This window comes from Streptomyces sp. NBC_00096 (assembly GCF_045041305.1).
Classification (GTDB): domain Bacteria; phylum Actinomycetota; class Actinomycetes; order Streptomycetales; family Streptomycetaceae; genus Streptomyces.
Window position 1 is genome coordinate 1985890 of the sequence record NZ_CP108221.1, and the last position, 20718, is coordinate 2006607.

At 73.8% G+C, this 20718-nt stretch carries 20 protein-coding genes; 6 read left to right on the forward strand and 14 right to left on the reverse strand.

Annotated features, from left to right (window positions below; translation table 11 throughout):
- Positions 1 to 17 precede the first annotated feature (17 nt).
- Positions 18 to 1478 carry a penicillin-binding transpeptidase domain-containing protein gene (locus OG904_RS08275; protein ID WP_405488865.1) on the reverse strand — a complete coding sequence of 487 codons (1461 nt, stop codon included), beginning with the start codon at positions 1476 to 1478 and terminating at the stop codon, positions 18 to 20.
- Positions 1475 to 2845, reverse strand: a complete 1371-nt coding sequence (locus OG904_RS08280; RefSeq protein WP_405488867.1) for an FtsW/RodA/SpoVE family cell cycle protein — start codon at positions 2843 to 2845, stop codon at positions 1475 to 1477. Before OG904_RS08280 ends, OG904_RS08275 begins: the two co-directional genes overlap by 4 nt.
- A gap of 148 nt (positions 2846 to 2993) precedes the next feature.
- Between OG904_RS08280 and OG904_RS08285 the strand changes: the two genes are divergently transcribed.
- The 3 genes from OG904_RS08285 (at position 2994) to OG904_RS08295 (ending at position 5307) form a co-directional block, all read left to right on the forward strand.
- The gene (locus OG904_RS08285; RefSeq protein ID WP_405488869.1) at positions 2994 to 3383 is read left to right on the forward strand and encodes a DUF6325 family protein; all 390 of its coding nucleotides are present in this window, start codon (positions 2994 to 2996) and stop codon (positions 3381 to 3383) included.
- Positions 3383 to 3730, forward strand: a complete 348-nt coding sequence (locus tag OG904_RS08290) for a hypothetical protein (protein ID WP_405488871.1) — start codon at positions 3383 to 3385, stop codon at positions 3728 to 3730. Before OG904_RS08285 ends, OG904_RS08290 begins: the two co-directional genes overlap by 1 nt.
- Positions 3731 to 4017: 287 nt before the next feature.
- A complete protein-coding gene (locus OG904_RS08295) occupies positions 4018 to 5307 on the forward strand; it encodes an NlpC/P60 family protein (RefSeq protein WP_405488873.1) in 1290 nt (429 codons plus the stop codon).
- Here OG904_RS08295 and OG904_RS08300 read toward each other — a convergent pair.
- From OG904_RS08300 to OG904_RS08320, 5 genes are read right to left on the reverse strand one after another with little or no spacing between them, the layout of a single operon-like run.
- Positions 5268 to 6518 carry a styrene monooxygenase/indole monooxygenase family protein gene (locus OG904_RS08300; RefSeq protein ID WP_405488875.1) on the reverse strand — a complete coding sequence of 417 codons (1251 nt, stop codon included), beginning with the start codon at positions 6516 to 6518 and terminating at the stop codon, positions 5268 to 5270. The genes OG904_RS08295 and OG904_RS08300 overlap by 40 nt on opposite strands.
- Positions 6519 to 6529: 11 nt before the next feature.
- Entirely contained in the window at positions 6530 to 7171 is a 642-nt protein-coding gene (locus OG904_RS08305; RefSeq protein ID WP_405497866.1) for a GTP-binding protein, read from the reverse strand.
- A gap of 40 nt (positions 7172 to 7211) precedes the next feature.
- Positions 7212 to 7601, reverse strand: coding sequence for a DUF742 domain-containing protein (locus tag OG904_RS08310; RefSeq protein WP_405488877.1), 390 nt, complete (start codon positions 7599 to 7601; stop codon positions 7212 to 7214).
- Positions 7598 to 8077, reverse strand: coding sequence for a roadblock/LC7 domain-containing protein (locus OG904_RS08315; RefSeq protein WP_405488879.1), 480 nt, complete (start codon positions 8075 to 8077; stop codon positions 7598 to 7600). Before OG904_RS08315 ends, OG904_RS08310 begins: the two co-directional genes overlap by 4 nt.
- Complete coding sequence (locus OG904_RS08320; RefSeq protein ID WP_405488881.1) at positions 8074 to 11148, reverse strand: nitrate- and nitrite sensing domain-containing protein; 3075 nt, start codon at positions 11146 to 11148, stop codon at positions 8074 to 8076. Before OG904_RS08320 ends, OG904_RS08315 begins: the two co-directional genes overlap by 4 nt.
- Positions 11149 to 11572: 424 nt before the next feature.
- On the opposite strand from OG904_RS08320, the gene OG904_RS08325 reads away from it, so the two are divergent.
- A complete protein-coding gene (locus OG904_RS08325) occupies positions 11573 to 12346 on the forward strand; it encodes a protein phosphatase 2C domain-containing protein (RefSeq protein ID WP_405488883.1) in 774 nt (257 codons plus the stop codon).
- Between the two features lie 84 nt (positions 12347 to 12430).
- Here the strand turns inward: OG904_RS08325 and OG904_RS08330 are convergent, their stop codons facing one another.
- Together OG904_RS08330 and lon are read right to left on the reverse strand one after the other, a co-directional pair.
- Positions 12431 to 12871, reverse strand: a complete 441-nt coding sequence (locus OG904_RS08330) for a MarR family winged helix-turn-helix transcriptional regulator (RefSeq protein ID WP_405488885.1) — start codon at positions 12869 to 12871, stop codon at positions 12431 to 12433.
- A gap of 172 nt (positions 12872 to 13043) precedes the next feature.
- On the reverse strand, positions 13044 to 15440 hold the full coding sequence (gene lon / locus OG904_RS08335; protein ID WP_405488887.1) for an endopeptidase La: 2397 nt from the start codon (positions 15438 to 15440) through the stop codon (positions 13044 to 13046).
- Between the two features lie 149 nt (positions 15441 to 15589).
- Between lon and OG904_RS08340 the strand changes: the two genes are divergently transcribed.
- Positions 15590 to 15817 (forward strand): DUF4259 domain-containing protein, encoded by a 228-nt coding sequence (locus tag OG904_RS08340; RefSeq protein ID WP_405488889.1) that lies wholly within the window; start codon positions 15590 to 15592, stop codon positions 15815 to 15817.
- A 32-nt stretch (positions 15818 to 15849) separates the two neighbouring features.
- Positions 15850 to 16059, forward strand: coding sequence for a hypothetical protein (locus OG904_RS08345; RefSeq protein WP_405488891.1), 210 nt, complete (start codon positions 15850 to 15852; stop codon positions 16057 to 16059).
- A gap of 77 nt (positions 16060 to 16136) precedes the next feature.
- On the opposite strand, the gene OG904_RS08350 is transcribed toward OG904_RS08345, so the two are convergent.
- From OG904_RS08350 to OG904_RS08370, 5 genes are all read right to left on the reverse strand, one after another.
- Positions 16137 to 16925 (reverse strand): DUF4097 family beta strand repeat-containing protein, encoded by a 789-nt coding sequence (locus tag OG904_RS08350; protein WP_405488893.1) that lies wholly within the window; start codon positions 16923 to 16925, stop codon positions 16137 to 16139.
- 145 nt (positions 16926 to 17070) lie between these two features.
- Complete coding sequence (locus tag OG904_RS08355) at positions 17071 to 17643, reverse strand: suppressor of fused domain protein (RefSeq protein WP_405488895.1); 573 nt, start codon at positions 17641 to 17643, stop codon at positions 17071 to 17073.
- Positions 17644 to 17889: 246 nt separating this feature from the next.
- Entirely contained in the window at positions 17890 to 18690 is an 801-nt protein-coding gene (locus OG904_RS08360; protein ID WP_405488897.1) for a HEAT repeat domain-containing protein, read from the reverse strand.
- A 96-nt stretch (positions 18691 to 18786) separates the two neighbouring features.
- On the reverse strand, positions 18787 to 19638 hold the full coding sequence (locus OG904_RS08365) for a sulfurtransferase (RefSeq protein WP_405488899.1): 852 nt from the start codon (positions 19636 to 19638) through the stop codon (positions 18787 to 18789).
- A 121-nt stretch (positions 19639 to 19759) separates the two neighbouring features.
- Positions 19760 to 20713, reverse strand: a complete 954-nt coding sequence (locus OG904_RS08370) for a transposase (RefSeq protein ID WP_405488901.1) — start codon at positions 20711 to 20713, stop codon at positions 19760 to 19762.
- Positions 20714 to 20718: the final 5 nt, after the last annotated feature.

Genomic DNA, 20718 nt, shown 5'->3' on the forward strand with positions numbered 1-20718 from the left:
ACTCCGCATCACCGGTTTCAGGGGGTCGACAGCGCCGCCTCCATCACCGCCCGGGCGATCGGCGCGGCCGCGCCGTTGCCGCTGATGTCCCCGCGGACGGCCGAGGCGTCCTCCACGACCACTGCGACCGCGACCGCCGGTGGCCGCCCGCCCCCGGGTCCGGCCCAGGAGATGAACCAGGCGTACGGGGTGCCCGCGTTGCCGACCCCGTGCTGGGCGGTGCCGGTCTTGCCGCCGACCACCGCGCCCGGGATCGCCGCGTTGCGGCCCGTGCCGTTCTCCACCACCTTCACCATCAGCTCCTGCATCCGCATCGCGGTCACCGGGGTCATCGCCCGGCCGAGGCTGCGCTGGTCGGTGCGGCGGACCGGATCCCCGTCGTCCTGTGTCGTGCGGTCCACCAGGTAGGGCGCCTTGAGCTCCCCGTCGTTGGCGACGGCCGCCGCCACCATCGCCATCTGCAGCGGCGTGGCCCTGGTGTTGAACTGGCCGATCGAGGACAGGGCCAGCTGGTCCGGGCTCATGTCGGTGTCGAAGTTCGACCGCGACACCCAGGAGGGCACCCGCAGTCCGCCGTCGTTGAACCCGAACCTGCGCGCCGCCTCCGTCATCCCGCGCAGCCCGACCTGAACGCCGATCTTCGCCATCACCGTGTTGCACGACCACTGGATCGCGTCCGCCATCGAGGCGTCGGCGCAGCCCGTGCCCGCGTTCGGCAGCAGGGTGCTGGTGCCGGGCAGCGGGTACGGGTCCGGGGTCTGGGTCGGCGCGTCCACGTCGGTGACCACGCCCGCGTCGAGGGCGGCCGCAGCCGTCACGATCTTGAAGGTGGAGCCGGGCGGGTACGTCTCGCGCAGTGCGCGGTTGAGCATCGGCTTGGCGGGGTCCGCGTTGAGCCTCGCCCAGGCCGCCTTGACCTGCGCCCCGGTACCGGAGAGCACCGCCGGGTCGTAGGAGGGGCTGCTGACCAGCGCGAGGATCCTGCCCGTGGCGGGCTCGATCGCGGCGACCGCGCCCCGCTTGCCCGCGAGCCCGGTGTACGCGGCCAGCTGCATGTTCGCCCGGATGGTGGTGGCGGCGACGCCGCCGCCCGGACGCCCGCGCGAGAGCTCGTACCAGAGCGGGAAGGCCGAGAGCCCGGGGTCGGTGCCGGAGAGGACCGGGTCCTCGGCGCGCTCCAGGAAGCTGGTCCCGTAGGTCTGGGAGGAGAAGCCGGTGACCGGCGCGTAGAGCGGGCCGTTCTTGTACGTCCGCTCGTAGCGCAGCAGCTGGCGGCTGTCCCGGGAGCCGGTGACGGGACGGCCTTCGACGGTGATCTCGCCGCGCGGTTCGGCGTAGCGCTCGATGGCGGGGCGCTTGTTGGCCGGGTTCGCGCCGTAGCCGGCGGACTCCCAGACCTGCACGCGGGCGACGTTGACCAGCAGGGCGACGAGCAGCAGGGCGCAGAAGTACGCGCACCAGCGGATGTAGCGGATCACGCTTCGGCCTCCTCGGCCGGCCGGGGTCTGCGGGCGCTGTCGCTGAGCCGGGCCAGGACGGCGACGATGATCCAGTTGGTGACGACGGAGGAGCCGCCCTGGGCGAGGAAGGGCATCGCCATCCCGGTCAGCGGGATCAGCCCGGTGACTCCGCCGGCGATGACGAACACCTGGAGCGCGACGATCGAGGCGAGTCCGGTGGCCAGGAGGCGGCCGAAGGGGTCGCGCAGGGCGAGCCCGGCGCGGAAGCCGCGGGCGACGAGGAGCCCGTAGAGGAGCAGGATCGCGGTGAGGCCGACCAGGCCGAGCTCCTCGCCTGCCGTGGCGAGGATGAAGTCCGATTTGGCGGCGAAGCCGATGAGGAAGGACTGGCCGTGGCCGAGTCCGGCGCCGAGGAGTCCGCCGGCCCCGAAGGCGAAGAGGGACTGGGCCAGCTGGCCGGGGCCGTCTCCGCGTTCGATGGAGGCGAAAGGATTCAGCCAGTCGTCCACGCGGCTGTTCACGTGCGGCTCGAACGTCCCGACGGCGTACGCGCCCACGGCGGCCAGCAGCAGCCCGATGGCGATCCAGCCGATCCGGCCGGTGGCGGTGAACAGCATGATGACGAAGAGCCCGAAGAAGAGCAGCGAGGTCCCCAGGTCCCGTTCCAGGACAAGCACCCCGACGGAGAGCAGCCAGATGGCGAGGATCGGGCCGAGGACCCTGCCGGGCAGCAGCTTCAGTTTCCAGAAGAGGGTGCGGCCGGTGAGGGCCAGGGCGGTGCGGTTCGCCGCGAGGTAGGCGGCGAAGAAGACGGCGAGCAGGATCTTGGCGAACTCCCCCGGCTGGAAGGAGAGTCCGGCGAACCGGATCCAGATGTGGGCGCCGTTCACCGCCGGGAAGAAGACCGGTACGAGCATCAGAGCGAGCGCGGCGGCCACGGAGAGGTACGCGTACTTCTGCAGCACCCGGTGGTCGCGCAGCAGCGCGACCGCGAGCACGAAGAGCGCCACCCCGAGGGCGGACCAGCGCAGTTGCTCGTCGGCGGTGGCGTTGCCGGGGGTGGTGGCGTCGAGGCGCTGGATGAGGACCAGGCCGAGGCCGTTGAGCAGGACGGCGATCGGGAGCAGCAGCGGATCGGCGTACGGGGCGAACAGCCGGACGGCGAGGTGGGCGACGAGCGCCGCGACGGCGAGTCCGGCGGCGTAGTGGGCGGCCGGGCGGGGGACGTGGCCGGTGGTGGTGAGGCCCACGTAGAGGTGGCCGAGTACGGCGATCAGGACGGCGCCGCAGAGCAGCGACAGCTCGACTCCGCGGCGCTTGGGAGCGCGGGCATCGGGTGGCGGTGGCGGAGCGGGCTCCGCCACCTTTGCCGTCAGAGCGGTCATACGGGGAAACGTAGCAAGGAGCCTGGTTGTATGTCCGCTTATGTCATAGTGTGCCGAAGAGTCGTCAGAACCGGTCGGAAGCGAAGTAGCGGAGCGGATCGGATCGGATCGTCCGGTCAGCAGATCAGCGGATCAGGAGCCTCTCCCCATGGGACCTGCGGAGTTCATCGTCCTGGCCTTTCCGGAAGAACAGCTGCGGGTCGCGGCGGTCGAGGCGGTGATGGGGCTGCGCAAGGCCGGGGTGGTACGGCTGATCGACGGCCTGGTCGCCACCAAGACCGCGGCCGGCGAGGTGCTGTCGGCGGAGTTCGACGAGTTCGTCGAACTCCGGGGCCTGCTCGCCCACCGCGAGGCCGCCCCGCTGATCGGCCCGGAGGACGTACGGGAATCGGCCGGGCTGATGGCCCGCGGCAGCTGCGCCCTGCTCCTGGTCGTCGAACACGTATGGGCCGAGGACGCCGCGATCGCCGTACGGGCGGCGGGCGGCCGGATCGCCGGAGCGGTACGCCTCCCGGCCGACCGGCTGGGGGCGGCCTGATGTTCATCCGCCCCATCGGATCCGTCGTGAACCCCTCCCGGCGCCCCTCGGGAAGCCCGCTGCTGCGCGGGATCCTGGCCGGCGGGGCCTACGTCTGGGACACGGCCCGGCAGCAGGACCCCCGCCCCCCGCAGGACACCGGCAGCGGCCCGGCCGCCCCCGCCGAGCCCGGACCCGGCCCGGCCGCCACGGCCCCTACGACCCCCGCGGCCGGCCCCCCGGACCGGCCGGTGGCGGACGGAACCGACCTCACCGAGCGCCTGACCCGGCTGTCGGCCCTGGCCCGCGAAGGACTGCTGACCCCGGAGGAGTTCACGGCGGCCAAGGCCCGGCTGCTCCGGGACTGACGGCACGGGCGGGCGGAGGGTCGCCGAGCGGGGAAGGCGGCTCCCGGCCGGCTGCCGGTCCGGATATGCCCGGCCGCGGGCCCGGGAGAACGTGACGACGACCCGGCGGGGGCCGCCGAGCCGGGAAGGCGGCTCCCGGTCAGCCGCCGGGCCGGGCCCGGCCGCGGGCTCCCGCGAGGGCGGCGGCCGGGAGGGGGCCGACCGGGTGACCCCGGCGCGACCGGCCGACACCGTTGGGCGATTTGTCATACCGGGCGTGGCAGCATCGGCCGCCTGGAGGTGACCACATGTCACGTCGACATCGGCGTCGGCTGCTTCGCGCCGCCTGCCTCGCCGCAGCCCTCGTCACGGCTGGCCCGCTCCCCGGCGCCCACGCCGAGCCGGCCGCACCGGTGGTGCCCGGAGCAGCCGAAACAGCGGGGGCAGCCGGGGCACCCGAAGCACCTGAAGCACCCGAAGCGCCCGCGGAGCCAAATGCACCCGCGGAGCCAAACGCCCCCGCCGAGCCCGTCGGCGTTCTCCTCACCCGGCTCCAAGGCCTCTACCAGCGGGCGGAGCAGGCCACCGAGGCCTACAACGCCGCCGAGACCGCCCTCACCGCCCGCCAGGGCGAGGAGCGCCGGCTCAGCACCGAGCTCGGCAAGGCCCGTACCGCGGTCAACGGCGCCCAGGCCACCGCCGGCCGGCTGGCGCGCGAGCAGTACAAGGGGGCCCGCGGGTTCTCCCCCTACGCCCGGATGCTGTTCGCCGGGGACCCCCAGGGGGCCCTGGACCAGCGCCGGATCGCGGAGCGCGAGGGCACCCGGCGGGCGGCCGCGCTGGACCGGCTCGCCCGGGGCGAGCAGCAGGCCGACGTCCTCGCGGCCGCCGCCCGCAAGGCCCTGGACTCCGAGCAGAAGCTGGCCGCCGACACGAAGAAGCGCAAGGACGAGGCCGCCGCGCAGTTGGGGGAGGTCGAGCGCATGATCGCCTCCCTCACCCCCGCCCAGCTCACCGAGCTGGGGACGCGCGAGGCCGAGGTCACCGCCACCGCGCAGCGGGAGCTGGTCGAGTCGGGGAAGCTCGGCGCGCAGTCCCGTAACCCCACCGCGGCCGGCGGCACGGCCCTCACGTACGCGACCGCCCAGATCGGGAAGCCGTACGTCTGGGGCGCCGAGGGGCCGGCCTCCTTCGACTGCTCCGGGCTCACCTCGCAGGCCTGGGCGCACGCGGGCCGCACGATCCCCCGGACCAGTCAGGAGCAGTGGGCCCAGCTGCCCAGGGTGCCCCTGGACGAGCTCCGGCCCGGGGACCTGGTGGTGTACTTCCCGACCGCCACGCACGTGGCCCTGTACGTGGGCGACGGCAAGGTGATCCAGGCGCCCCGGCCGGGCGCGAAGGTCAAGGTCTCGCCGATCGCCGCGAATCCGCTGCTCGGCGCGGTACGGCCGGACCCCGACGGGGCGCCGCTCACCGCCTTCAGCCCGCCGCCGCTGCCCGAGTCCGGGACGTCGGCGGCGGGGACGGGGACGGGGACGGCGGCAGGGGACGACACGGGCTACTCGGAGGCCGAGGCTCCCGCGACCTCCGACAGGTAGTCCGCCGCGTCCTCGGGGTCGTAGAAGTACGCGTCGAAGTCGGCCGGGTTGTCGAAGCCGTTGGCGAAACGATCCGCCACCGGCTGGAGCTGCCCGGCCGCGCCGATCAGGTTCAGCACGTGCTCCGGCGGGACGCCGAGCATGGCGTTCGTCCACTGGGTGGTCGGCTTGCCGCTGGTGAACCAGTACTTGTCGAAGGTGGCCTTCATCCACGCCTCGTCGAACGGGTTGTCCCCGTGCATGAGGATCGACGAGAGGTACGAGGCCGCGCACTTGGCCGCGGAGTTCGAGCCCTGCCCGGTGATCGGGTCGTTGGTGACGACCACGTCCGCGACGCCCAGCACCAGACCGCCGCCGGGCAGCCGGCCGATGGGGCCCCGCACGACGGGCGCGTAACGGCCGGCGAGCGTGGCGCCCGCGTCCGTCAGCTCCACCTTCGTCGCCCGCGCGTACTCCCAGGGCGTGAACTTCTCCATCAGTTCCAGCGTCAGCGCGAGATGGTCCGCCGGGTCCTGCACGCCCGCGAAGACGTCCAGCGGTCCGCCCGGGACGCCCTCCCAGAACAGGATGTCGGCCCGGCCGGAGGTGGTCAGCGTCGGCATCACGAACAGCTCGCCGACTCCGGGGACCAGGTTGCAGCGCACGGCCTCGGTCTCCGGGTGCTCGGGGCGCGGACCGAGCCCGTGCACGTACGACACCGCGAGCGCGCGCTGCGGGGCGTCGTACGGGGAGCGGGCCGCGTCCCGGCCGAACAGCGAGACCAGCTCGCCCTTGCCGGCCGCGACCAGCACCAGGTCGTAGGTGCGGGAGAAGTAGTCGAGGTCGGAGACGGACGCTCCGTGGATGACCAGCTGGCCGCCGCGCTGCGCGAAGGTGTCGAGCCAGCCGGCCATCTTCACGCGCTGGTCGACGGACTGGGCGTGGCCCTTCAGCCTGCCGAGCCAGTCGACGGCTCGGCTGGTGTCGGGGGCGGCGACGGAAACGCCCAGGCCCTCGATCTTCGGGGCCTGCTGCTCCCAGAAGTTCAGCCCGAGGTCCCGCTCGTGCTGGAGCGCGGTGTCGAACATGACCTGCGTGGACATGACCCGGCCGGTGCGGACCTCGTCCGCCGTCCGGTTGGACATGAGGGTGACCTCGTACCCCTTCGCCTGGAGTCCGAGGGCGAGCTGGAGGCCGGACTGGCCGGCACCGACGACGAGTATCTTGCGCATGTGCACGTTCTCTATTCGGGAGTCGAGTCGAGGGCGTGGCCCACGAGGGTCAGCAGGGATTCCACCACCGTGACCCGGCGCCTCGCGTCCATGATCACGACGGGTACGCCGGCCGGTATGGTCAGCGCCTCCCGCACGTCGTCCGGTTCGTACGACGGTGTGCCCTCGAAGTGGTTGACGGCGACGGCGTACGGCAGCCCGCAGCTCTCGAAGTAGTCGAGCGCCGGGAAGCAGTCGCGCAGCCGGCGGGTGTCGGCGAGCACGATCCCGCCGATGGCGCCCCGCACCAGGTCGTCCCACATGAACCAGAAGCGTTCCTGGCCGGGCGTCCCGTACACGTACAGGACGAGGTCGTCGTCGAGCGTGACGCGGCCGAAGTCCATGGCGACGGTGGTGGTGTGCTTGTCCGGAGTCGCGGACAGGTCGTCGGTCGGAGCGGCGGCCGCGGTCATCAAGGCCTCGGTGCGCAGCGGCTCGATCTCGGAGACGGAACCGACGAACGTGGTCTTGCCCACGCCGAACCCGCCCGCCACCAGCACCTTGACGGCGACGGGCGCGCGCGAGCGGTCGTACTGCCAGGGCTGTACGGGCTCGTCCGCGCGCGGGGCGGGATTCGGGGCCGGGTTCTGGGCCGGGCGCGGGTTCGGGCGCAGGTTCGGGCGCGGGTTCGGGTCCTGGACGCGGAGCCCGGTTTCAGAGACGGCGGAGCCCACTGAGCACCCTTTCGAGCAGCGCGCGGTCGGGACGGCCGCTGCCGTGCCCGGTCCCGTAGACGCGGATCCTGCCCTGGTCGGCGAGGTCGCTGACCAGGACGCGGACCACGCCGAGCGGCAGCTGCAGCAGCGCGGCGATCTCGGCGATCGTGCGCATGCGGCGGCAGACCTCGACGATCGCCGGCATCTCCGGCATCCGGTCGGGCTTCCGCGGCTCGGACAGCTTGGTGTCGAGGGCCGCGACGAAGGTCTCGACGTGCAGGACCTGCGTGAAGCGGGTGCGGCCGCCCGTGAGGGAGTACGGGCGCACGCGGGCGGGACGGCGGTCGGCGCCGCGTATCGGCAGCCGGTCGGAGGCCGGACTCCTCAAGGGGTGTTCTCCATCGACTGGCGCAGCTCACTGCGGACTTCGGGGGTCAGGACGTGGCCGGCACGGCCCACGAACAAGGCCATGTGGTAGGCGACGACGCTCATGTCGCAGTCCGGCGTGGCGTGCACTCCGAGGAGCGAGCCGTCGCTGATGGACATGACGAAGACGGAGCCGTGCTCCATCGCCACCATCGTCTGCTTGACCGGGCCGCCGTCCATCAGGGCGGCCGCGCCCGTGGTGAGCGAGCCGAGGCCGGAGACGATGGTCGCGAGATCGGCGGACGCGCCGCGCGGGCCCTTGGGGCGGGCGGCGGCGGGCGTTTCGGGCGCCGCCGGATCCGAGGACAGCAGCAGGAGCCCGTCCGAGGACACGACGGCCACGGAGTTGACCCCGGGGACCTCCTCGACGAGGTCGGTCAGCAGCCACTGAAGGTTGCGGGCCTGGGTGCTCAGTCCGTACGTACTGGGCGCGTTCATGTGCGTGCCTCCTGTGCGGTGTCCCCCCGGTCGGTCTGCCCCTGATCGGTCTGCCCGTAGTCGGTCTGCCCGTAGTCGGTCTGCCCGTAGTCGGCCCGCCCATGGTCCTGGCGCTGGTCCTGCCGTGCGTCCCGCCGCGGGTCCTGCTGCCGATCCTGCGCCAGCTCGGCCTCCACCACGCGCCGCCCGTCCTGGGCGCCCCGGTAGAACCCGCCGAGCCTGCGGCGCAGCTCACCGGCGTCCACGCGGCCCGGCGCGGGGCGCGCGTCCTGCGCCGGGCCGGTGGCCACCACGCGGGGGGTCCGCTTGGGCAGGCCCTTGTCGGTGAGGGGTTCCGCCACGGGGATCCCGGCAGGTGCGGGTGCCCCGGCGGGTGCGGGTGCCTCGGCGGGTGCCCCTACGGTGAACAGCTGCTCGGCGGGCACCTCCGCCTGCGGCGGCACGCGGAACACCCGCTCCGCGGGCACCTCGGCCGGAGCCTGGACCCGGAACACCTGCTCCGTGGGCGGCAGCTGACCGGCCGGGGGCGCGAACGCCGACGGAGCGGGCTCCGCGGCCACCGTCCTGACGGGCAGCTCAGCAGCTGGCGCCGTCGCGGTCTCGTGCGCCGGCTCGGGCTCGGGGAACGGCCCGGGGAACGCTTCCGGGAACGCCTCCGGACCCGGGGCCGGCTCGGAGGTCACGGCGGGCCCGGTGCCGGCGGCGTCCATGAAGAGCTCCGGGGTCGACACGGGCTCCGGGGCCGCGGCCGGCTCCGGGTACCCGAGGGGCTCGGCAGCGGCGGCGTGCTCGGCGGCGACGGCCCGTTCCGGGATCGCGGCCGGTCCGGCGGCCACCGCCGGCTCCGCCGGGAGCGGTGCCTCCGCGGCGCCAAGGCCCCGTACCCGTGCGGGCAGCGTGTTCTCGTTGGCCTCCGCGATCACCCCGGGCAGGTGCAGCGCGGGTGCCCCCGGCGCGCTCAGGGTGTGGACCGGTGACACCGGCGGGGTGGCGGGGAGCAGCGCCGCCGGTACGACGACCAGGGCCTCCGTGCCACCGTGCCGCGAGGTGCGCAGCTCCGCGCCCACGCCGTGCCGGGCCGAGAGCCGCCCGGCCACGTACAGGCCGAGGCCCAGGCCGTGCTCCGATTCGGGTTCCTCGTCGTAGGCCTCGGGGGTGGCCAGCCGCTCGTTCAGCGTGCCCAGCCGGTCCCCGGTGATCCCGATGCCCTCGTCCAGGACGGACAGCACCACGTCACCGGAGTCCAGCAGCCATCCGGACACCTTCACCCTGGCGTCCGGCGGCGAGAAGGTCGTCGCGTTCTCCAGCAGCTCCGCGAGCACGTGCGAGATGTCGTCGGCGGCGTGCCCGGCGACCTGCGTGTACGAGGGCAGCACGCCGAGTTCGACGCGCTCGTAGCGCTCGATCTCGCTGACCGCCGCCCGCATGACGTCGACGAGCGGCACCGGCAGGCTCTGCCCGTGGCCGTGTTCCTGGCCGGCGAGGACGAGCAGGTTCTCGTTGTGGCGGCGCATCACGGTCGCCAGGTGGTCCAGCTTGAAGAGGGTGGAGAGCCGTTCCGGGTCCTGCTCCTCGGACTCCAGCTCCTCGATGACGGCGAGTTGCCGCTCGACGAGCCCCAGGGTCCGCAGGGACAGCGACACGGACGTGGTCGACATGATGCGCCGGTGCTCCTCCAGCCCCGCCCGCAGCTGCGCGAGTTCGTCCTCCAGGGCCTCGCGGCCCGAGGCGAGCGCCTCGGTGCGGCCGATGAGGCGGCGCCGGTCGGCGTCGAGTCCGGCGATCCGGGTGTGCAGGGAGACCGTCTGGTCGCGCACCGCGTTGAGGTGGCGCACGACCTCGGCGAACTCGTCGTTGCGGCCGGTGAACCGGACCGGCTCCACCGAGCCCTCCGGCGTCGCCAGCCGCGCCGCGCCGCGCCGCAGCACCGACAGCGGGCGGGTCAGGGAGCGGGCGATGGCGGTGGAGATGCCGAGGGTGAGCAGGAACAGCACGCCGAGGAAGGCCAGCAGGCTTTCCAGCGCGGTCACGTCGTCGTCCCGCAGCGCCGCGAGGGCGGTGGCGCGCTGGGAGGCGAGGGTGGCCTCGACCGAGCGCATCCGGTCCACGCGGGCGGTGAGGGCGGGTCCCACGGTGCCGGGGTCGAGTTTGCGGTCGGCGCTGGAGAGGGTCGGCCGGTCGGTGAGCCGCTTGAGGTAGTCGTCGGCCGTTTTGACCTCGGGTCCGGTGACGGTGGCGGCGAGGGTCTGGCGTACGTCGGGACGCGCGGCCCGGGCGAAATCCTCGAGCGCGCCCTGCTCCCTTACGCGCGCCCGCTGGGCGGCGGTGGTGAGTTCGTCGACGGCGGCGGCGCCCGGGGACTGTTCGCCGCGGGGGACGGCGAGCGCGGCGAGCAGCAGCCCCCGGGTGGCGGAGGCCTGTTCGACGGCCTGGCCGAGGGGGGCGAGCGGGCGGGTGGTGACGAGGGCGTCCGCGGCGCGCGGAGGGGTCAGTTCGGCGATCCGGGCACCGGGGGCGAGGAGTTCGGCGATGACACCGGAGTAGGCCTGGTGGGCGGCGAGGGCGCCGCCCTTGCCCTGGAGGGCCTCGGTGCGCACGGCGCGGACCCGGCCGAGGGAGCGGGCGAGCTCCTCGTCGGCGTCGGCGTCGGCCCGGACCTCGGCGAGCTGCCGGTCGGTGCCCGCGGTGCGCTCCTGGACCGCGGCCTGCGCGCCGCCGGGGCGGCCCTTGGCCACGTACTCGGTGACGGCGTCGCGCTCGTCTCCGAGCAGGTGGGCGAGGGTGAGGGTCTGCCGGCTCCGGTCGGCGAGGGTGACCAGGTGCTGGGAGTCCTTCAGGTCGGCCGAGGCGGAGATCGCCGCGGGCGCTCCCGCCGCGAGGACGGCGAGCCCGGCCACGGCGACGCCGATGACCAGCCTGCGGCGCACGCGGACGCGGCGGCCCGCGGGAGCGGGCGCGCCGGCCGGGCCGTCGGGGGCCCGCCGGTCGGTGGCTCGCCGGTCGGGTGCGGTGCCGTCGGGTGCGGTGCCGTTCGCGACGGTGCCGTTCTTCCGCGGCCGCTTCTTCTGCACCGGTGCTCGCAATCCTGTTACGTGTGCTGCTCGTGCCCGTCTGCTCGGGTGGCCGAGGTGACGGCCGGCCGGCGAGTGAACGCCCCCTCGCCCCCGTTGTACCGCTGCGCTGTACCGCCGTACCGCCTCAGACCTTCGCAGTGAGTTGGGGGGAGGGCCGCTCATCACCCACCCGGCCACACGAAGGAGTGAACAGCACGGAAGAGTTGGCGACCAACTCGGCGACCGGGTGTCAGGGCGCGGCCGTGGACGGGTGGTTGAAAGATCGATGCGGCTTTTGGCAGGATGCCCGCCCACATACCGGCGGTCACCCCCCTGGCCACAGGGTTCCTTCCCTCCCCACCTGCCCCACTCACCCCACTTTGGTCCGTACCTTTCCCGGATTCTGCCGCCCCAGGGCACCCCGCGCGGGCAGAATGTCCACATGCGCATCGATCTCTCCTCGGCCCCCGGCGACCCGGAACGCCCCAACGAGGACTGGCTGTCGGCCGCGACGCCCGCGTCGGGCGGCGGAGTCCTGGTCGCGCTCGACGGGGTCACCCCGCCGCCCGGCGACGTCGGATGCACGCACGGAGTCCCCTGGTTCGCGGCCCGGCTCGGTGGCCGATTGGCCGAACTGTCCGGATCCCGAAGGGACATGCCCCTGGACCGCGTCCTGGCGGAGGCCATCGGGGCCACCGCCGACGCCCATCGCGCCACCTGTGACCTTTCTCACGTTCGGACGCCGCAGGCGACGGTGGTCGTGGTCCGCTGGGACGGGTCCTGGGTCGAGCACCTGGTGCTCTCGGACTCCGTACTCCTCCTCGAGGCCCCCGGCGGCGAGGTGCGGGCGGTCCTCGACGACCGGCTGGACCGGATCCCGCGCGAGCGGCTGCGTACGGAGGCCTCGGCGGACGAGCTGCGCAACGCCGAGGGCGGCTTCTTCACCGCCGCCGCGGACCCTGCGGTGGCGGCCCGCGCGGTGACGGGGCGGACGCCGCGCGCGGAGGTCCGGGCGCTGGCGGCGCTCACGGACGGGGCGAGCCGCTGGACGGACACGTTCGGGGAGGGCGACTGGGCCGAGTGCCTGGCCGTGCTGCGCAAGGAGGGCGCCCAGTCCCTGATCGACCGCGTCCGCACCCTGGAGTTGGACCCCACCCGCCCGCACACCCGCGGCAAACGCCACGACGACGCGTCGGCGGGGTACGCGGAGTTGTAGGGGGAGTGACGGGTAGGGGAAGTGACGGGTAGGGGAAGTGACGGGTAGGGCCGTGGGGACCGCCCAATCCCCCTACTCCTCTTATTACTCCTCGCCCGCGTTCAACTGGTTCAGCAGCCGCGCCAGTTCCGCCACTTCTCCCCGGTCCCAGTCCGCGAGCTTGCGCATGTACTGCTCGCGGCGGGCGCCCCGGACCCGCAGGAAGCGCTCCCGGCCCTCCTCCGTGAGCCCGACCAGGAAGGCCCGGCCGTCCGCCGGGTCCGGTTCGCGGGCCAGCAGGCCAAGGACCTCAAGGGCCCGCAGCTGCCGGCTCATCGTGGCCTTGCCGACCCCGAAGTACGCCGCGAGCTCGGTGGCCCGCTGCCGGCCGGCCGCCTCCAGGCGTACGAGGAGCCCGTAGGCGGCCGGCTCCAGCTCGGGGTGCAGGGCGCGCGCCATCTCTCCGGACGAGGCGCGGGCGCGCCGGAGGAAGACGGACAGCTCCCGCTCCAGGGCAAGGAACTCCTGGTCTTCGCTCCCGTGCACGTCCCGCTCCTTCGGTGGTGTGTGGGGCACCAGTATTTCGCAGCGGAAACGCCGGGAGCCCGGGACCCCGCCGGAGCGGGATCCCGGGCCCTGTCGTGGTCGGCCCTGGCCGGATGGGTCCGGTCGGGAACGGCCGGAATGGGTCCGGTCGGGAACGGCCGGACGGGTCCGGTCAGGCGACGGCCGTCACCGGGACGGCGTCGGCGGCGAGGGCCAGCTCCAGGACCTGGCGTACGTCCGTCACCGGGTGCACCTCCAGCCCCTCCAGCACCTCTGCCGGGACGTCGTCCAGGTCGGCCTCGTTCCGCTTCGGGATGATGACCGTGGTCAGCCCGGCCCGGTGCGCGGCCAGCAGCTTCTGCTTGACCCCGCCGATCGGCAGTACCCGCCCGGTCAGCGAGACCTCACCGGTCATGGCCACGTCCGTGCGGACCTGCCGACCGGAGAGCAGCGAGGCCAGCGCCGTCGTCATCGTGATGCCCGCGCTCGGGCCGTCCTTCGGCACCGCGCCCGCCGGGAAGTGGATGTGCACGCCCCGGTCCTTCAGGTCGGCGACCGGGAGTTCCAGCTCGGCGCCGTGCGAGCGCAGGAAGCTGAGCGCGATCTGCGCCGACTCCTTCATCACGTCCCCGAGCTGGCCGGTCAGCGTGAGCCCGGCCGCGCCCGTCTCGGGATCGGCCAGCGAGGCCTCGACGAACAGCACGTCACCGCCCGCCCCGGTCACGGCGAGACCGGTGGCCACGCCGGGTACGGCGGTGCGCCGCTCCGCCGGGTCCTGCGCGGACTCCGGTACGTGGTGCGGCCGTCCGATGAGGTCCCGCAGGTCTGCGGCGCCGATCCGGTACGGCAGCTCCCGCTCCCCGAGCTCGTGCTGGGAGGCCACCTTGCGCAGCAGCCGGGCGATGGCCCGCTCCAGGGTGCGTACGCCCGCCTCGCGGGTGTACTCCCCCGCCAGCCTGCGCAGCGCGTCCTCCTCCAGGACCACTTCCTCCGCGCCCAGGCCCGCCCGCTCCAGCTGCCGGGGCAGCAGGTGGTCACGGGCGATGACGACCTTCTCGTCCTCGGTGTAGCCGTCGAGGCGCACCAGCTCCATGCGGTCGGCGAGGGCCTCGGGGATGGCCTCCAGGACATTGGCGGTGGCCAGGAACACCACGTCGCTCAGGTCGAGTTCGACCTCCAGGTAGTGGTCCCGGAAGGTGTGGTTCTGGGCCGGGTCCAGGACCTCCAGCAGGGCGGCCGCCGGGTCGCCCCGGAAGTCGGAGCCGACCTTGTCGATCTCGTCGAGCAGGACGACCGGGTTCATGGACCCCGCCTCCTTGATCGCCCGTACGATCCGGCCGGGCAGCGCGCCCACGTACGTACGCCGGTGGCCGCGGATCTCGGCCTCGTCCCGGACTCCGCCGAGGGCCACGCGGACGAACTTGCGTCCCATGGCATGGGCGACGGACTCCCCCAGGGAAGTCTTGCCCACCCCGGGCGGGCCCACGAGCGCCAGCACGGCGCCGCCCCTGCGACCGCCGACGACCCCCATGCCGCGCTCGGAGCGCCGCTTGCGCACGGCGAGGTACTCGGTGATCCGGTCCTTCACGTCACCGAGCCCGGCGTGCTCGGCGTCCAGGACGGCGCGCGCTCCGCGGATGTCGTACTCGTCCTCGGTCCGCTCGTTCCAGGGCAGTTCGAGGACGGTGTCCAGCCAGGTGCGGATCCAGGACCCCTCGGGGGACTGGTCGCTGGAGCGCTCCAGCTTGTCGACTTCCTTGAGCGCGGCTTCCCGTACCTTCTCGGGCAGGTCGGCGGCCTCGACCCGGGCCCGGTAGTCGTCGGACTCCTCCCCGTCCTTCTCTCCGCTGAGCTCGCGCAGCTCCTTGCGGACGGCTTCCAGCTGACGCTTCAGCAGGAACTCGCGCTGCTGCTTGTCGACGCCGTCCTGCACGTCCTTGGCGATGGACTCGGCGACGTCCTGCTCGGCGAGGTGGTCGCTGAGCGCCTTGACCGCGAGCCGCAGCCGCGCGACCGGGTCCGCCGTCTCCAGCAGCTCGACCTTCTGGGCCGTGGTCAGGAAGGGCGAGTACCCGGAGTTGTCGGCGAGGGCGCCCACGCCCTCGATCTGCTGCACCCGGTCCACGACCTGCCAGGCTCCGCGCTTCTTGAGCCAGCTGGTGGCGAGCGCCTTGTACTCCTTGACGAGCTCGGTGACGGCCCCGGGCAGTGGATCGGGGACGGCCTCGTCCACGGTCTCGCCCTCGACCCAGAGCGCGGCCCCGGGCCCGGTCGTCCCGGCCCCGATACGGACCCGCCCGCGCCCCCGGATCAGCGCCCCGGGATCCCCGTCGGACAGCCGTCCCACCTGCTCGACGGTCCCGAGCACGCCGGTCGCGGCGTACGTCCCGTCGATCCGTGGCACGAGCAGCACCTTCGGCTTGCCCCCGGCCGCGGCGGCCTGCGCGGCCTCGACGGCACCCCGCACCTCGGCATCGGACAGGTCCAGCGGAACGACCATCCCGGGCAGCACGACCTCGTCGTCAAGCGGCAGCACAGGCAGGGTGAGCGTTACGGACGTCGAAGCCATGATCTTCCCTCCGGCAGTGAAGTTGAGCTATGCCGACTCAATGCATGTGCGCGCGCCAATGTTCCCCAACGGCCGTTCGCCGGGGGCGAACAGATGGTGAACACCCGATTCCGGTCTGTTCCGGCGGCTGCATCGGGCTAGGCGAACCCGTGACCACGGCCTACGGCCCGGACTCGCCGCTCCCCCGGCTCTCCGCCGACCTGCGCGACCTCGCCGTCCGGGCCCTCGACCGCGTGGTCACCGAGCCCAGCGAACTCCTGGAGCTCTGGGGCGGGACCGACAGCGCCGGCCCGTGGCGGGAGACCGTCGTCCGGCTCCGGAGCTCCCTCCTCGCCCCCGCACCGGCGGACGGCCGCTCCGCCGCGCGCCCCGCCTGAAGGCCCGCTCGGGGGAGGGTTAGTCTCACCGCATGTACGTGGAAGGTGTGGGGGTCACCGCCGTTCGGGAGTGGGTCATCCGGAACGCGAGGGGCAAGAAGTTCGTCTACGAATCCGCCGCCGAGGCCTTCGGGGAGCTCGACGAGTACGGGCCGGGCGCGGAGGTGCTCACGCGGCGGGTGTACCGGGCGATGTTCCGGACGAAGCCGATCGAGGACTGGCAGGTCGTGGAGGCTCCGTAGCGGCTCCGTGGCGGGCCGTCCATCCGGACTTCTCGGACCGCTCGGACCGCTCGGACCGCTCAGACCGCTCAGACCGCTCAGACCGGGAGCGTCGAGATCCGGATGTCCCCCGACGAGGTCCGCACCGCGAGGCGGGCGGTGGCGGACGGGTCGGCGGGGACGGTGACCTCGCGCGCGCCGGAGTCGGTGGAGACGTCGAGCGCGTACGGGGCCTGCGGGACGCTCACCCGGGCATCGCCCGAGGAGGTCTCCACGGCGACCGAGCCCGGAGCCTTCGCGAAGGCCAGGCGGACGTCACCGGAGTCGGAGCGGGCGTCCGCGCCCGGACCGGCCAGGCCCTCGGCCGTGATCGAGCCCGAGGAGGTACGGATCTTCAGCGGGCCGGAGATCCGGTCGGCCCCGACCGCGCCGGAGGAGGTCGCGATGTCGGCCCCGGCCACTCCCGCCACCGTGATGCGGCCGCTGCTGCCGTCGAGCCGGACGGTGGCGGAGGCCGGGACCTCCAGCCGGTAGTCGATGGCGCACCTCCCGGAGCAACTGCCGTTGGTCAGGGTCAGTACACCGCCGGAGACCCGCTGCGCGGGCTCGGGCACGAGGTCGCCCCGGTAGTGGACCGTACGGCGGACGGTGACGCCCGGGCCGGAACCGGCGATGACCTCGATCGACCCGCTGCGGGCGTCCGCCACCTCGACCGCGGTGACGGCTTCGGCCACCGCGGTGTCGGCGCTCGCCGTCTTCTCCGGACCGCCGCGGGTGACGAGCGACCCGACGGCACACCCGGTCAGCAGCAGCCCCGCGGAGAGGGCCAGGGCGGTGTAGGTGGCGGCGGTGGCCGTCGTGCCGCGCGTACGCGTCTTCGTGGTCATGTTCCCGATCGTGCCGCCGCCGGAGCCCGGGCGGCATGGGGCACGTGCCCGGATCCCCGGTGGGGTTAACCCCCGGCCGCTGTCCGCCCGCTGTCGCCGGCCGGCACGAGCAGGGCCGCGCGGACAGGGCACTACGGGCAGGGCACTACAGGTCGAGCTGGGGACGGTCGGGATCGAGGAGATCGGGGTCCTGGCGAACCAGCGCGTCCTCGAAGGCCTCCCAGCCCTTGTCGCGGATGAAGGCGGTCTCCTCCGCCGTGATGGGGATCAGCCAGACGACGGCCACGGCCGTGCCGTTCTCGACGGTGACCGAGAAGAAGTCCTCGTCGAAGTAGACGGGCAACCCCGCGTAGAGGGACGTCATGGTTCCGCCGGGCAACGGTGCGGGAAGCGGCACCACGTCGCCGCGGAGGATCGCCCCGCCGCTCGCCGTCAGCTGCCCGGCCACGTATTCCAGTACATCGGGGAAGTGACCGTAGCCCTTGGTGCGGCCGGCGTTCTCGCAGGCCAGCAGTTCCAGGTGGAAGTGACTGTCCGAGGTCGGATGCCACAAGGGAGTGCGGGAGAGGCCGACCGTCGCGAACGCCTGCACGCCCGGGATCCGGCCCTCCCGGAAGCACGCCACCTGAGGAGCGCCCTGCGCGGCGCCCGCGGGTGGGGACCAAGCACCGATCATGCGCCCGAGTCGGCGCTCGAGGTGGTCTATGAGCTCCGGCACCCGGGCGCTCCTGTCTGACGTCCGAGCACGTCGGGCCCGGCGATGGCCAATGTCCCCTGGACAGTACCGATCGGGACGAGGCCGGAGTCCGTCAGACCCACCCCGAGGCGGGAGCCGAGGCAAGGGCTGGGGCCGGAGCCGAGGCCGGGGCCGGAGGGGCGGGCCGGAGCCGGGGCCGGAGGGGCGGGCCGGAGCCGGGGCCAAGGGCCGGGCCGGGGAGGTCGGTTGCGGGGGGGGGCGTGGACGCTACGGAGTGCGGACCGACTCCACCGCTTCGCGGACGTCCGGGTGCGGATCGTCGGCGAGGCCGTCCAGCAGATCGGTGACCCCGGGGGTGGACCAGCCGGCGACCGCCCACACCAACTCCTCCCGCACCCCGGGGTCGGGGTGGGCGGCTAGGCGGCCCAACTGGGCGAGCGGGCCCCGGCGGCGCATGGCGAACCAGTGCAGTGCTTCCCGCAGCACGGCCGGGTCCCCGGGCTCACCGGCTGCGGCGACCCGGGCGAGCAGCACCCGGGTGGGCGGCGGCGGACCGTCCAGCGGATGCGGCAACCGCTCGCGCAGGCGCCGCGCCCCGTACCCGCCGCGCACCCGGCACCCGAAACAGGTACAGGGCCGCACCCCGTGCGCGTCCGGCAGGTACCGCCAGCCCGCCACCTGCGGTGCGCCGCGGACCCGGTGCACCTCGTACGGCCGGACCGCCCGGGGTACGAACACCTCCCACCCCCGCGGATCCTCCAGTGCGGCGATCCGCCGCACCGCCTCCGCCGCGGGAACGGTGACCTGTACGCCTCGCGCCCGGTCGCCGTAGCGTCCGACGAGCACGGGCTGGGCGTCGTCCAGCCGTACGTGGACGGCCACGAGCCCGCCCCGGGTACCGAAGCGGGCCAGCTCGCGCAGCCATTGGTGGGTGAGGGTGTACGACGGCAGCACCGGGAAGCAGTAGACCCCGCGCGCGTTGCCCTGCCCGTGGCTGACTGCCCGGATCCCGGACCGCCGGATCCGCGGCGCGTTGGCCGCTGAGGTCAGGTGCACGAACATCGCCATGTGAGGGGATGCTAGGCCACCACGGCCACGGCACTGGGCCCAGGCCGTCTCTTTCGGATCTTGCCGGGCCGACCGACAAGATCCGAAAGAGACGGTCTAGGGGCCCTGGACCACCGGTCGGTCCGGGGAGGGCATGCCCCACTCGCTCCAGGAGCCGTCGTACACCGCGAGGTCCCCGTAGCCGGCGAGATCCGCGCCGAGCGCCAGTACGCACGCCGTGACCCCGGAGCCGCAGCTGAAGTACAGCCGCTCCCGCTCCCCCGCCGCGGCGCCGAAGGCCTCGCGCAGCTCGGTGGCGGGGCGCATCAGGCCGTCGGGGCACTGGAGTTCGCCGAAGGGGAGGCTCACCGCGCCCGGCATGTGGCCGCCGCGCAGGCCCGCTCGGGGCTCCGGGGCGGTACCGGCGAACCGCTCGCGGGTACGGGCGTCGAGCACCGCCGCGGCCGGATCGGCCAGGGCCGCCGCGACGGTGGCGGCGTCCACCAGCAGCCCGGCGCGGGGGCGGGCCGTGAAGGAGCCGCGCGGGCCCTCGTACGCCGGTCCGTGTTCCTCCACCGGCCGTCCGGCGGCGACCCACGCGGGCAGCCCGCCGTCGAGGACGGCGACCCGGTCGAAGCCCATGGCCCGGAGCATCCACCAGGCGCGGGCGCTGGAATAGATCCCGGCGCCGTCGTACGCGACGACCGTGCTGGTGTCTTCGACGCCGAGGGCGCGCATCGCCCCGGCGAAGGCGGCGGCGCCCGGCATGGTGTGCGGGGCGGCGGCCTCGTGGTCGGACAGCGCACCGTCGAGGTCGAAGGGCCGCGCCCCCGGGATGCGCCGGTCCGCGTCGCGGTGCGCCCCGACGGATGCGTCGAAGACGACCAGCCCGGGTGCGCCGAGGCGCTCGGCGAGCCAGTCGCCCCCGACGAGCGGCCCGGGCAGTGCGAGAGAACGGGCAACGGCCATGAGCCACCTCCGGCATTGACGAACGGGCCCCCCACTCACCGGCCCTCGCCCCCATCCTCCTACGCCCCCCCACCTCGCCCCACTCCGCCCGCCACCCATCGACTCCCGGGGGTCGGCACGGTCACGGCGGGGGGCGGATGCCCGGTTCAACCCTGGTGGCCTGGCTGTGAGTCCCCCGGATGGGTGAAGCCGCGCCACCGCACCGCATCGTCTTCGGGGCCTCCGCGGGCCGGGGTTCACCGCGTTTCACGGTTCGGCGGGTGCGTCTCATTTGGTCAAGTCCGCGCCAGGGGTTCCGGCCGGTCGCCCTGCCGGGCCGCCCGGCGGGGCGGCTGCGCAGGGCCAGGGAGCGGATGACGGTGCGCTGCCACTGGCGCAGGTCCCGTGTGTGCTCTTCCCGGTGGATGAGGTGCCGGAGCCTGGGCCAGACGCGGGCCCGGGTCCATTCGGTGAACCGTCTGTGCGCGGTCGGTCCGGACGGCCCAAAAGAGGGCGGGAGCTGGCGCCAGGAACACCCGGAGGTCGTCACGAACACGATGGCGGCCAAGACCTCGCGGTCTCCGTAGCGGCGTCGCCCGCCGCCTTGGCGGCGTTTGGGATGGCAGGGCACGACGCGCTGGAAGAGGTTCCACATCTCATCGGGCACCAGCCGTTCCACGAGATCCACAGCGACCGAGTCCAGTGATTCGAAATGAGACGGCCATACGACCGCGGGGACGGGTGGTACCGGCGGTTGCGGCACCTGATGCTGACCCCATCCGGGCCGGCAGAGCGCCGTTCCCCGGCTCAGAGGAAGGAACCGGTGATGGGCGCCGAGGAGGGAAACACGGACGGAACGCCGTTTCGCGGAATCGGGAGCGGGGTCGGGACCCGGATCGGGATCGGGCCAGGGGCGATCGACGAGGTGCTGCCCCACGACGGAAGCAGCGGAGATTTCAGCACGGTGGCACCCCAAGTCGTACTGCACGGCGCACCGCCGCCCTGTGAACGGGACACCGCCGGTACACCGCTCAGCGTCCCGTGGCTGGCGGTGCTCGTCTGCCGCGACACGGAATCCCGTACCGCGCCGGACCATTGGAG